Raw genomic sequence first — 14228 nt, forward strand, 5'->3', positions numbered from 1 at the left:
GCAACATGTTGACCAGCGAAGAGATACATCCCGATCATCAGGGTCCGGGTAAGGACCCGTTCAAGCACTCGCTCAGCCGGATCGGAAGGCTGACCGGCGCCGTGCCGTTCGAAGGACGAGGCGCGATTTTTTACGGAGACAATGCGAATCTGGCGCTTATCGCCGTGGCGCCGGGCATTTTGAGGCTCCGCGTCTTTTTCGGCGAGGCTGTACCCGATCTCGGTACGACGCCGGCCGTCCTCGCGCTCCCGCAACAGAACGAAGCTGCGCTGACCGAAGACGAAGACGCCTATACGCTGATGGCATGCGGTTTGCGTGCGGTCGTTGCCAAGTCCCCGTTTCGGATCCACGTGTACGACGCCGACGAAGAGCTGCTGGCCAGCGCGCTCAATATCGAATGGAACGAGAAGCGCACGCAGACGATCGCACTGGCGATGGACGAGGCGTCGCACTTTTACGGATTGGGCGAGAAGACCGGCTTCCTCGATAAAAAGGGAGAGCGCTACGAGATGTGGAACAGCGACGTCTATGCGCCCCATGTGCCGGATATCGACGCGTTGTACCAGTCGATTCCCTGGAGCATTCACTTCCGCTACGGCCGTCCGGCATACGGCGTGCTGCTCGACAACCCCGGCCGCACGGCGTTCGATATGCGTACGCGCGCCGATCGCTATCAGATCTCGGCCGAGAAGGGCGCGCTCGATCTCTATATCGTTGAGGGCCCGACGCTGAAGGACGTCGTCGCCAATCTGACCGCGCTGACCGGCCGCACGCCGCTGCCGCCGAAGTGGGCGATCGGCTACCAGCAGTCGCGCTACAGCTACATGAGCCAGGACGAAGTGCTCCAGGTCGCGCGGACGTTCCGTGCGAAAGGGATTCCTTGCGATGTGCTCTATCTCGACATTCACTATATGGACGAATACCGCGTGTTCACCTGGGACCCCGTGGCGTTCCCCCGCCCGAAGGAGATGATGCGGGAGCTGGAAGCGCTCGGCTTCAACCTCGTCCCGATCGTCGATCCAGGCGTGAAGAAGGACCCTTCCTATCCCGTCTATCAGCAAGGCGTCCAAAACGGCTATTTCTGCCGCAAGCTCGAGGGTGAGATTTTTATCGGTCCGGTATGGCCGGGTCAGAGCGCGTTTCCCGACTTCACGGACGACCGTGCGGCCGAGTGGTGGGGAGATCTGCATGTTCACTACGCGGACCACGGCATCAAGGGCATCTGGAACGACATGAACGAGCCGTCCGTCTTCAATGAATCCAAGACGATGGATCTCGATGTCGTCCACGCCAACAACGGCAATCCGAAGACGCACGGAGAATGGCATAATCTGTACGGCATGCTGATGTCGAAGGCGACCCAGGAGGGGATGAAGCGGCAGTTGAAAGGCGAGCGGCCGTTCGTGCTGACGCGCGCGGGCTATACCGGCATCCAGCGGTATGCGACGGTATGGACCGGCGATAATCGGGCTTATTGGGAGCATCTGGCGATGAGCATCCCGATGGTGCTCAATCTGGGCTTGTCGGGCGTTGCGTTCGCGGGGCCGGATATCGGCGGCTTCTCGCATCATACGACGGGCGAGCTGCTGGCGCGCTGGACCCAGGTGGGCGCGTTCACGCCGTTCTGCCGCAACCATAGCGCCATCGATACGATCCGGCAGGAGCCTTGGCTGTTCGGGGAAAAGGTGGAGGACGTCTGCCGCACCTACATCGGCCTGCGGTACCGCCTGATGCCGACGCTGTATGCGCTGTTCTACGAGACGTCCGTCACGGGCATGCCGATCGTGCGGCCGCTGCTCATGGAGTACCCGGACGACGCGGAAGTCTACAATTTGTGCGATCAGTTTTTGTACGGCCCGGACCTGCTCATCGCTCCGATTCTGCGGCCCGGCACGCGCTCGCGCGCCGTCTACTTGCCGGCGGGCGTCTGGTACGACTACTGGACGGGCGAGCGCCATGAAGGCGGCCGCTGGATTCTGGCGGCCGCGCCGCTTGAGACGATGCCGATGTACATGCGGGCGGGCGGCATCCTGGCGGAGCAGCCGCTGGCGATGTACGCAGGCGACGAAGCCGCGAAGGCGGGGCCGCTCGCGCTCACCGTCTATGCCGGCGGCGAAGGGAGCTTCCGCCTGTACGAGGACGACGGCCTGACGTACGCGTATGAGCAAGGGACGTACCGTCTGCGCGAATTCGCTTACTCGGAGACGGGAGAGTCTGCGATGCTGCGCTGCGAATTAACGCATGACGGCTTGGAGGGCACCGACTTGCCGACATCCCCGCGCACACTGCGAATCGTCGTCGAACAACTTCGGGGCGAGCCGTCGCAGGTGTCGATGAGCCATGGCGCTGCGCTGCGCGAATGGTCGTACGACGCAGCGGCGCGGCGGCTCGTCGCCGACGTGGAAGGTGAAGCGGCCGGCAGCTTTGAGCTGCAGCTCCAGTTGGGCGAGGCGGGACGCTAAAAGGGCCTGATGAACAACCAAGCAGGATGCGCGACCGCGCCGCGGCTGCTCCCAAAGCTGCCAGCCGCTAGCCGCTACAAGCGGCGCGCAGCGCATCCCGCTGCTTTTCCACTAAAGGAGGAGATGTAGTGGACAACAGAAAAAGGAAGTGGATATGGACCGCCGTCGCGGCGGTTGTGCTGTTGGCCGGCACCGCTGCCTTGCTGCTGGGACCGTCCGTCTCTCAAGGCAGCGGCGTGAAGATGCTCAAGCGGGACTCGCTGCTCGTCTTCTCCGGCGCGAGCTATGAAGCCGCCTTCGATGCGAACAGCGGTGCAATCGCTTACATCAAAGACAAAAACACACAGCGCGACCTGACGAGCGGCAACCGCGACGGCGCGCTGTGGTGGGCGTTCCTGGACGATGACAGCGCGGTGAACGCCTCGAAGGCGGACAGCTTCTCCTACAAGTGGAGCAAGCGGACCGGCAAGCTGACGCTGCATTACGGCGGGCCGCTCAGCGTCGATGCGACCGTCGCCTTCGGCAAAGACAACCGCATCGCGCTGTCCGCCGAAGTGGCGAACGGGACCGGCAAGACGCTGAAGTCGTTCCGCTTCCCCTACGAGCTCAAGGTCGACACCGCCGAGATCAAGGACGGCCTGCTGCCGATGCTGCCGGGCGCGAAGCTGCGAAGCGCCTTTTTCCGGGAGAGCAACTCCTACGACGCGCAGTATCCGGGCATCATGTTCGCCGCGTACACGGCGCTGCGGACGACGAACGGCGGCGCGCTTGCAGTGTACGACGTCAACGTCAAGACGGCAGCTACCGTGAACGTCGGCTTCAAGTCCCAGGTCAAGGAGCCGGGCAAGACGGGGATTGTGCACGATTTTCAGACGGCCGTCGCCCAGGACGCCAAGTGGCAGACGCCCGAGATTATCGTCGAGCTCGGCGTCGATTATCCGCAGTCGATCGCGGGGTACGGCAAGCTGAACGGGATCGACGATTACAAGACGCTGGATGCCAAGCTGGGCCAGTCGCTCGCGGACTACGCAGCGCTTCCTTTTTACAAGCTCGATATCTCGGCGGTCAAGGACGGCAGCTGGGATACGCTCCGGCAAAAGTACGCGGATGCGCTGAACTATGACGGCGTGCTGCATCTTGTCGGCTTCCAGAAGGGAGGCCACGACGAGAACTATCCGGATTTCCTGCCACCCGACCCGAAGTGGGGCGGGGACGAGGCGCTCGCCGCGTTCGTCCGGGACGCGAAGTCTCGCGGTCACAAGATTGTGCCGTATACCAACTTCTCGTGGTGGGGCGTGAACTCGCCTACGCTGGCGGCGCTGCCGGAGGGTTTGACACTTCAGGACATCGCCGTGCTAGACAAGAACGGTACTGCGATCAAGGAAGATTATGGAGCGCACAGCGGTTATGTGATGAATCCGTCCCATCCCTTCACGATCAAGCGGATTGCAGATGAGCATGCGAAAATGAAGGCGGCCGGCTTCGACGGCGTATTCGAGGATCAGTGGGGCATTCGCAACGCGCCGTTCGTCTACAATCCGTCGCTCCCCGGCGGTACGGACGCTTCGACCGCCTATCTGGCCGGCGTACGCGACTACTTCGCGGCCGCCGACTACAATCTGTATACGGAGGACGGCTTCGACGTGCTGGCCGACCATGCGCTCGGCTTCATGGGCTCCAACTACTTGTGGGACCTGCTCGGCTATCGGCCGAAGACCGCCTCGTACACCGACTATTATCCGATGATCGGGATGCTCGTCCGGGACAAGGTGATGCTCTACCAGCACGACCTGGCCGCAGAGACGATGACGGACAATCCCGATATGCTGCGCTGGAACGCCGCGATGGGCTTCAATCTGAGCGCCGATCTGTTCAACGGTGCGTCCAATCCCTGGGTCGATCTGGCGGGCGTCTTGCAGCGGGAAGTGCTGTCCAGATACGTGGCGGAAAAGGTGACCGGCTTCGAGGAACTGGCGCCGCAGGTGACGCGGACGGACTTCGAGACGGTCAAGGTCACGGCGAACGCGGGCAAGGATGGGGCATACGAGGTTGACGCGAATACGGCGCTCGCGCCGGGCGGCTTCGATATTGCTGCGGACGACGGCTCGTACCGTGCCGGCAGCTATGTCCGCTACAATGGCGCGGATCTCGATCCGGGCGAGCACATCCTCGCGGAGGTGCGCCAAGCAGACGAGATCCGGGTGTATCAGCCGTACGGCGAAGACACGACGATCCGCGTGAAGCTGGGGGCGAAGTGGCGGCATGCGGCTGCCGCCGCCTATACGGCGGACGGCGGGAAGATCGCCGATCTTCCCGTCAAGGAAGCGGACGGATACGCCAGCGTCGACTATGTCGCGCTCATCCTTGACAAGAAGACGGCTTATGTCGCGCTGACATCGGCTTCCGCGCCGAGCGGCGTGACCCAAGGCTTCGACAAGGTGAAGCCGCAGACGAATCTGGCGCTAGGCAAGAAGGCGCTGTCGACGTCCGACACGGCGAAGGAATTCCCGGCGGCGCTGGCGACGGACGGCGATCCGTATACGTATTGGGAGAGCGCGGCCAAAAACTTCCCGCAGTCGCTCACACTCGATCTCGGCGAGTCGCGGGATATCAAGACCGTGAAGCTCAAGCTGCCGCCGCAGGACGCCTGGGAGAAGCGCGACCAGCAGGTCGAGGTGCTCGGGAGCGAGGACGGGGAGAAGTTCGCCTCCATCGCGCCGGCGCAGGCGGCGACCTTCGATCCGGCGACAGGCAACGTCGCCGAGATCAAGCTCGCGGACGGCGCCAAGGCACGTTACGTGCGGGTCGTCGTCACGGACAATACCGCTTGGCCCGCTGCGCAGCTTGCAGAGTTCGAAGTTTACGGTTAAGCGAGCAGCCGGATTGATATGCAATGCTTGAAAAATAGGATCGGCCCTGCAGCCAGCCTGCGGCCCGATCCTTTTTCGGCGTCAAAGACAGGATAAATGAGGGTCGAATTTGCGCAACCGTATTTTGTTCCCGCTCCGGAAAGTATAAAATCTTGAGAGAAGAAGTCTCGCTCTCAAGCGAGCCGCGCGGGAGAAATAAGTGTCAAAACGCAACTAAATCTGGTGATCTTCTCTCCGTTTGCGGCAAATAGTCGTTAAAGTGCATCTAATTTTGTCCAAAAGGCGCTTTTCCCAGTTTCGAGGGACAATAATGCGAATGCAGTGTGAGCATGCAGCCCACCTGCACTGCACCTGCACCGCACTTGCAGCGGCAGTAGGCATGGCTCGTCTTGTCAGTTGCGAGCGGCGGCCAGCCGGGTATAGACGTAATAAGCAATTCGCTACACGCGACATGACGATTGAAGACGGCAGGAGGAACCGATATGCAATGGCAGGGAAGAAGAGGCAGCGCCAACGTGGAGGACCGGCGCGGCATGAGCGGCGGCGGCAAGCTCGTCGGCGGCGGCATCGGCGGGATCATCGTGCTGGTGATCGCGCTGCTGTTCGGCGGCGGGGATATAGGCAGCATACTGAACAATATGACCGGCACGACGACGAGCTCGGTCAGCGATACACCGTACGAGGCGAGCCAGGAGGAGCAGGAGCTGGCACAGTTTGTCTCGGTCGTGCTCGCGGATACCGAGGACGTATGGACGCAGCTGTTCGCCGAAAGGGGACTGACGTACGAGGACCCGAAGCTCGTGCTGTACAACGGCAGCGTGCAATCCGCATGCGGCACCGCAGGCTCGTCGGTCGGGCCGTTCTATTGCCCCGGCGACCACAAGCTGTATATCGACCTCAGCTTCTACGACGAGCTGCGGACGAAGTTCAAGGCGCCGGGCGACTTCGCGATGGCCTACGTCATCGCGCATGAGGTCGGCCATCATGTGCAGACGCTGCTCGGCACGACGAACATGGGCGCGAAGCAGTCGAACGCACAGTCGGTGCGCACCGAGCTGCAGGCGGATTACTTCGCGGGCGTGTGGGCGCATCACGCGCAGGATATGAACGTGCTGGAGCAGGGCGATCTGGAGGAAGCGATCACGGCGGCGAGCGCCGTGGGCGACGATACGCTCCAGAAGCAGGCGCAGGGCTACGTCGTGCCCGAGAGCTTCACGCACGGCACGTCCGAGCAGCGGATGCGCTGGTTCAAGAAGGGCTTCGACAGCGGCACGATCGAAGGCGGCGACACGTTCAAAGCCAAAAATCTGTAAGGTTCGCCGCCATGCGCCGGCTGCCCGCTGCTTTAAGGTGGAGCAGCGGTCGGACAGGGCGGGCGAAGTGCAAGAGGACGCCTCGCGGCGCGAGTGTGGAATAACCGTACAATTCGTTGTGCGGTTATTTGCGATTGTGCCGGGCTGAGGCGGCGCTGCGGGGGAGGGACGGAGAACCGCGCAATTCATGCGGTTCGGGGCGCGCGCGGGTACCTAACCTGGCCACACTGCCCCCAATGTTGTCAGGTTAAGAACCCTGCCGCTCCCCGGCGCGTGGTCTTCATGAATAAATTGTGCTTGGTCTGTTTGTTGCGTTTGAACGAGCGATCCTGGACGACAGGGATGCGGCTACGTTGAGGTTCTTCCCCAAACCGTTCGTGCAACACAGCCTTGAAAGGGGAGATAACTGCCAAACCGCAGTTATTTTCTCCTGCGCCAGGACATCTGGCGGCGATAACTGCATTTATACAGTTATTTTCGAGTCTGAGCCGGATGACGGTCGATTTTCGCGAGATTAACTGTATATTCGCAGCTATCGCTCCGATAAATGCCGCCACCACGGAGAGTAACTGTATATTTGCAGTTAACCTGACAACATTGACACTGCCCCCATCCCCTCGCAATTCGCAACTCCGTAATTTTACGCCTAGTCCGCTCATAATCGCACATCGTCATGGAACCGTTTTCATCTTACGATGGTAAAGATTCCATACGATAGGGGAGGACTATCGATCATGTCTAGCTGGAAAAAATGGCTTGCAGCCTGTATGACTGCATTGCTGCTGCTGACGTCGGCACCGGTGTATGCGGCCGAGGGCGCGCCGCAGGAGCCGCAGCCCGAATACGGCGCCGCGGGAGGCGCCGTAGCTGCGGCTGCCGACTATGTGCGCATTTTGAACAAATGGCAGAGCAACTATTTGTACGAGGCCTCGGACGGCACCGTCCGCTACGGCCGGACCGCATACGACGACGAGACGTCGCAGTGGCAGCTGGAGACCGCGGACGGCGGCACGCGTCTTCGCAATCGCGCGACCGGCCACTATATTACGGTGGCGGAGACCGCGAAGCGCAGAGACGCGCTGAAGGCGCGCGCCATCGATGCCGGCACGGCGGCCGACCGCTGGCTCATCGAGGACGCCAGCAGGCCGGGCTACAAGGTCATCAAAAGCGCGACGGCCGGTTCCGCCGCCAACCTCGTCATTCACGAGGAGGACCAGCTCGGCTATGCCGAAGTCAGCGACGACATCAACATTACGTTCGAGAGTCCGCAATGGATGCTGCAGCCGGTCGGGAAGCGGCCGGTCGTCATCGCCAGCAAGGGCAGGGCCGGCCAATTCCTGTATGAGGCCGCCAACCCGTATCCGAAGGACCGGCCTGCGGATGTCGCCGCATACGGCCGGGTCGATCCGACGAGTCCGACCGCCCAGTGGGACATGGAGGTCGTCGACCCGGGAGACGGCAGCGCCTCCTCGGTGCGTCTGCGCAACCATGCCACAGGCAAATATTTGACGCAGATGACCGAAGACGTCTGGCGCGCCGTCGAACTGACCGCCGCCGACGGCGCCGAGCTGAGCAGATGGAAGCTCGAGGGCTCGGCCTCGGAGGGCTTCGTACGGCTGCGCAACGTCGGGCAGCCCGGCAACCTGCTGCATGCGCAGGAGAGCAGCGATTCCTACGCGCGCACCAACGACTGGGCGGGCGACGGCTATGACAACGTATACGCCCAGTGGCAGATCTTGCCTGCGCCGGACACGCGGCCGATGCGCATCGTGGGCTACACGACGGCCCAGGTCGGCACCGATTATCTGTCCGCGGCAATGGATGGCTCGATGTCGCACGGCGCGCTCGGCGCCGATCTGTCCTACGAATGGGTGCCGGAGGACTACGACGGCGCCAAGCGTCTCCGCAATCTCGGGACGGGTCGCTACTTGAGCGCGGGCGATCCGCTGACGGCCGGAGAGCCGACCTCGGTCGCAGCCGGCGTCTATCAATGGCAGCTCGCGCCGTCCGACATTTACGACGATTATCTGAACATCGCCGCAGGCGACGGCTCCGGCTACCTGCTGCTGCAGGACGGCGCGCTGAAGACGGCGGCCGCCAATCCCGAAGCCGATGGCGCGCAGTGGCTGCTGGAGGACCCGTACGCCGGCGTCTCCGCCGATCAGTACGTGCGCATCCAGAACGAGTGGCAGCCGTTCGTCTGGTACGAGGACGAGCACGGCGATCTGAAGTACGGCAATTCGCGGCAGGACAAGCGCGATCAATGGCTGATCGAGAAGTTCCAGGGGCGCAAGCGGATTAAAAACCGCGCCACCGGCCACTACGTCAACCTGCAAAACATGACGGACGGGCATATTCGCGTGACCGACGTCGAGGACGACTGGACGAGCGCGATCTGGGTCGTCGAGACGCTGGGCGCCGGCTCCAAGCTGTTCTACAACGTGGCCGACCGTGTGAAGGGCCAGGATGTGCAGAAGCTGATCAACCTGCAAAATCTGAACAAGTACGCGGAATACGCGGCGATCAACCGCAACTGGGGCAGTCCGCGCTGGACCTTGATTCCGGTCGGCAAGGATGCAGGGCCATCGCATCTGCGCTTCGTAAACGGGACGGGGCAGGCGCTGTACGAGGCGACGGCGGGCGACAAGGCCGGGCTCGTGCGCTACGGGGAAAAAGACAATGCCGATCTGAGCGCCGTCTGGTATATCGAGGACGCGGGCAATGGCGCGAAGCGGCTGAAAAATACAGCCACCGGCCATTACATGGCGATGGAGAATATGGCCGGGCACGAGACGGAGGACGCTCCCGAGCTGCCGCTTGGCACCGAGGCGGTCATCTATGACTCCTGGGGCAGCGCCAAATGGTATCTCGAGACGGCACCGGACAGCGACCGGATCGCGCTGCGCAGCGGCTGGGCGGGCCACTACGTCTATACCGACGGCGCGGGCGGGACGAAGGTGAGCAAAACCGCCAAGGGCGGCGACGGCAGCTTCGCGGACAGCGCGCTGTTCAAGGGCGAGCCCGTCGAGCTGCCGTCATCGCTGCCGGACGGCTACATCCGCATTCAGAACGAAGCGAACGGCCAGTATTTGTACGAAAATCGCGGCGGCGTCGTCCTGTACGGCAGCATCGCCGAGGATAACGGCTACGGTCACTGGAAGCTCGAGAGCACGGGCGGCGGCGGAACCAGGATCGTGAACCGGGCGACCGGGCATGCGATGACGCTAACCCCGGATTATCGCTATATCGAGACGACGGGCGGCAGCAACGGCAGCGCGGGCAACAACGGCGACACCGCGTCCGCCTGGTCGGTCGAGGCATCGGCCTCCGCCGCGGGCAAATGGCTCATCCGCAGCCTCGCCGCAGGCTTCGACGACGAATACGTGAACGTCGGCGGCGCGGCGGGCTATGCGGAGCGCGGCCTCGTGCCGGCCACGTTCGCGACGGCGCGCTGGAGCTTCGCGGCGGCGCCCGAAGCGTACACGACGCCCAGCGAAGGCGGCGACATCAACACCAATACCGGGACGCCGGTGCAGAACGATACGGCGTATATCCGGCTCGGCAGCGGCGGCCAAGGCGCATGGCTGACCGACACCGGAACCGCGACGGACGCCGGTGCCGTCAAGCTGACGCCGGCGACGGCCGAGGACGCCAAGGCGCAGTGGCTGCTGCAGGACTTCAACGGGCGCAAGCTCGTGCAAAACCGGGCGAGCGGCCGGCTGCTGGCGCTGGACGCGAACGGCGCGCCGACCGTCGTCTCCGCCGCGAGCCGCGCCCTCGCCGCGCAGTGGGCGATCGAGGAAACGCAGGGCCTGCTCGAATTGAGCAACGCCGCGAGCGAAGCCGCAGGCGGCAGGCTGCTGCACGCCGGCAACCAGGCGAGCTACGGCCCGGCGGCGGCACCGACAGCCACGGCCGCGACCTCGGCCGAAGCTGCTGCGCAGCGCTGGACCTATGAGCGTCTGCCCGGCGATGTGCGCTACGAGGCCGAGGACGCGTTTATGGACGGCGGACTGAAGCCGCAGTCCGCACAAAGCGGCTACACCGGCACCGGCTACGCGGCCGGCTGGAGCGCAGACGGCAGCGCGGGCAAGCTGACCTTCACGGTCAACGCGCAGTCCGCAGGCAGCTACGACGCCGTCATCCGCTATGCCGCCGCCAATGCAGGCGGCGCCCAAGCAGCATTGGCGCTCTCCGTCAACGGCCTGCCGGCAGGCCAGCTCGCGCTGCCGACGACCGGCGGCGGCTGGCAGACGCTGCGGCAGCAGATCAAGCTGCGGGCCGGCATCAACACGATCTCCGTCCAGCCCGCAACCGCAGGCGGAGCGGCGCAGCTCGCGGTCGACTCGCTCACGCTGGCGGACAGCGTGGCTCCGGCCTATCGCGGCGCGACGACGCCGTACACGACGTACGAGGCGGAGCAGGCCGACACCAACGCCGCCATCCTCCGCGCCTCGCGCGCGCTGTACGATCCGGCCGCCGAAGCGTCCGGCCGCCAGGCCGTGAAGCTGAGCGCGACCGGCGATTACGTCGCCTTCACGCTGGCGCATCCGGCCAACTCGATCGTGCTGCGCTATTCGATTCCGGACAGCGCGGACGGCGCAGGCCGCACGGAGACACTCGGACTGTACGTCAACGGACAGTTCCGCCAGAAGCTGACACTCTCGTCCAAATACGCCTGGGAGTATGGCAGCTATCCGTGGTCGAACGACCCGACGCAGGGCAGCGGCCACCGCTTTTTCGATGAGATGCACGCCCTGATCGGCGATGTGCCGGCCGGAGCCAAGGTGTCGCTCGTCAAGGACGGCGACAGCCTCTCCCCTTACTACACGATCGACCTGGCGGACTTCGAGCTGGCGGCAGCACCGCTTGCGAAGCCCGAAGGCTTCGTCGATGTACGCGACTACGGGGCGACGGCGGACGACGGCAGCGACGACACCGCCGCATTCAAGGCGGCGATGGCGGCCGCAAAGGCCGAAGGCAAGGGCGTATGGTTCCCGGCGGGCGAGTTCGGACTCGGCGACGGCCTGCTCGATCTGGACCATGTCCAGATTCGCGGCGCGGGCATGTGGCATACGCAGCTCACGGGCGCCAAGTTCGTCGGACGGGGCAGCGAGATCGGCGTCTACGATCTGCTGATCGACGGCGATATCAACGTGCGGGACGACGAGGCGATCACCAACGCCTTCCACGGCGGCTTCGGCCCCGGCTCGGTGCTGCAAAACGTGTGGATCGAGCACACGAAGGCCGGCCTCTGGCTGACCAAGGTGAAGGACGGCGAGGCATACACGAGCGGACTGCATATGGCTGGCTTGCGGATGCGGGACCTGATGGCGGACGGCATCAACTTCAGCGTCGGCACGACGGACAGCATGCTCGAGCAGAGCGATGTCCGCTATCCGGGCGACGACGGCATCGCGATGTGGTCGACCGACGGCCGCTCGAGCGTGAACAATACGGCGCGCTTCAACAACGTGAGCCTGCCGTGGCTCGCCAACAACATCGCCGTATTCGGCGGCACGGACAACAAAATTCAGGACAATGTAGCCAAGGACACGATCGTCAACGGCTCGGGCATCACCGTATCGACGCGCTTCAACCCGCTGCCGTTCGCGGGCACGACGGTCGTCGAGCGCAATACACTGGTCCGCACCGGCAGCTACGACACTGGTTTGCTGGAAAACCTCGGCGCGATCTGGCTGTATCTCGATACGAAAAACATGACCGGCGAAGTGGTCGTACGGGATAATGTCGCGCAGGACAGCACGTACAACGGCATTGTCGTAAATGGCACCCAATCCGCCGCGGGCCGGCTGCTGTTGCAAAATATCGTGCTGGACGGGGCGGGCGTCTCGGGTGTAAGTGTGGGCCAGGCGGTATCCGGTACGGCGGAGGTCGACAATGTAATCGTGCGCGGCGCGCGCATCGAGAACGTGGCGAACGCTTCATCTGTCTTCCGTCTGAGCGAGATTAACGAAGGCTTCGCCTCGTCGCCCAAGCCGTTCGCCGTCACGGCGGCCGCAGGCGGACCGAACGGCTTCGCGCTGACGGCCGGCAAGGCGTCCGCGCTGAAGGTCACGGACCGCGAAGGGCATGAGGTCACGGCGCAGGCTGCGTTTACCACTGACGATGCGGCGATCGCCACCGTCGGCGCCAATGGCCTGCTGACCGGCGTCGCCGCAGGGACGACGCGGCTCAAGGTTGCCTACGGCGGAGCCGAGCGCATCTATACGGTGCAGGTGAGCGCGGCGGCGGACACGCCGGATTCGCCGGGTCCCGGCAGCTCCGGTTCGTCCGGCGGCACAGGCGGGGCGGCCTCCACGGCCGACAATGACGCCCGGCTCAAGCTGAAGGCTGCGGCCGGCGAAGACATCATCGCCATCCAGGCGGGCCAGGACGGCACAGCGTCCTTCTCGGCGCAGGCGCTGCTGGCTGCGGCGAAGAGCCGCCCGGATGCCGTGCTGCGCATCGACAGCGGCGATGTCGCCTACGTCTTCCCGCTGTCGCTCGCGGCGAAGCTGCTCAAGGCGCGCAGCCTGGAGAGCGACACCGCTGCCGTCTGGACGTTCGAGGCGCGCACACTGGACGACGCGTCCGCCGCGCCGATCGCGGCGGATGCGCAGCGGCAGGGGCTGAAGCTGGCCGCGCCGCCGGTCCAATTCGGCATCACGCTGCATAGCGGCAGCGGCAAGACCGAGACGATCGACGATTTCGGCGGTATCTACGTCGAGCGTACGATCAAGGCCGGCGGCAAGCTCGACGAGGCCGGCTCCGTCGCGGCTGTCTATCAGCCGGGCGCAGCGGGCCAAGAGGGCAGCTTCGCGCCTGTGCCGGCGCTGTTCAAGACGGCTGCGGACGGCGGCACACTCGTCACCGTTCGCAGCCCGGGCAACAGCGTGTACGTCATCGCGGAGCACAAGGCTTCATTTGCGGATCTGTCGAATCATTGGGCCAAGCAGGATATTGAGCGGCTCGCGTCGAAGCTTATCGTCAAAGGCGACGGCAACGGTGCCTTCGGACCGAAGCGCAGCATCACGCGCGCTGAATTCGCAGCGCTGCTCGTCCGCGGGCTCGGCCTGCGCGATCCGGGCGGCGACACCGGCTTCAACGACGTGAGCGCTGCCGCCTGGTACGCAGCCGACGTACGCACGGCCGCGCATTACGGCCTCGTGCAGGGCAACGGCGACGGCACCTTCCGGCCGCAGGCGGACATCACCCGCGAGCAGATCGCGGTGATGGCGGCGCAGGCGCTGAAGCTGGCGAACGCGGCCGCCCTGGAGGCGGCAGGCGCACAGCCGCAGACCGCGTTCGGCGATGCCGCCGACATTCACGGCTGGGCGGCCGCAGCGGTCGACGCCGCGTCGGCGCTCGGCATCGTGAAGGGGCTGCCGGACGGCGGCTTCGCGCCTCGCGCCGCGGCCACCCGCGCCGAGGCGGCGGTTATGCTGGCCCGCGTCCTGGCGGCTGCCGATTTGTCGAAGCCAACCGAATAATCGTCGCGGCACGAACCTAAGGAATGCGCGTCTTCGCTCCGAAGCGGGGATGCGCATTTCTTGCGACGTAAGGCAAATTCGGCAGTCCGG

The 14228-nt window shown here is 64.3% G+C and carries 4 protein-coding genes; all 4 read left to right on the top strand.

Annotated features, from left to right (window positions below):
* The first annotated feature begins 5 nt into the window (after window positions 1-5).
* The 4 genes from VQ071_RS15220 (at window position 6) to VQ071_RS15235 (ending at window position 14138) form a co-directional block, all read left to right on the top strand.
* Window positions 6-2462 (top strand): glycoside hydrolase family 31 protein, encoded by a 2457-nt coding sequence (locus VQ071_RS15220; protein WP_340514922.1) that lies wholly within the window; start codon window positions 6-8, stop codon window positions 2460-2462.
* Between the two features lie 128 nt (window positions 2463-2590).
* Window positions 2591-5332 carry a discoidin domain-containing protein gene (locus VQ071_RS15225; protein WP_340514923.1) on the top strand — a complete coding sequence of 914 codons (2742 nt, stop codon included), beginning with the start codon at window positions 2591-2593 and terminating at the stop codon, window positions 5330-5332.
* A gap of 482 nt (window positions 5333-5814) precedes the next feature.
* On the top strand, window positions 5815-6645 hold the full coding sequence (gene ypfJ / locus VQ071_RS15230; protein ID WP_340514924.1) for a KPN_02809 family neutral zinc metallopeptidase: 831 nt from the start codon (window positions 5815-5817) through the stop codon (window positions 6643-6645).
* A 734-nt stretch (window positions 6646-7379) separates the two neighbouring features.
* Complete coding sequence (locus tag VQ071_RS15235; protein ID WP_340514925.1) at window positions 7380-14138, top strand: S-layer homology domain-containing protein; 6759 nt, start codon at window positions 7380-7382, stop codon at window positions 14136-14138.
* Window positions 14139-14228 lie beyond the last annotated feature (90 nt).

Origin of the sequence: Cohnella sp. 56 (assembly GCF_037963805.1) — a bacterium.
In the GTDB taxonomy this organism is placed as follows: domain Bacteria; phylum Bacillota; class Bacilli; order Paenibacillales; family Paenibacillaceae; genus Cohnella.

Excerpts from the sequence above, each read along its gene's own strand:
- VQ071_RS15220 (WP_340514922.1), top strand. The coding sequence starts at position 6 with ATGTTGACCAGCGAAGAGATACATCCCGATCATCAGGGTCCGGGTAAG.
- VQ071_RS15235 (WP_340514925.1), top strand. The coding sequence starts at position 7,380 with ATGTCTAGCTGGAAAAAATGGCTTGCAGCCTGTATGACTGCATTGCTG.
- ypfJ (WP_340514924.1), top strand. The coding sequence starts at position 5,815 with ATGCAATGGCAGGGAAGAAGAGGCAGCGCCAACGTGGAGGACCGGCGC.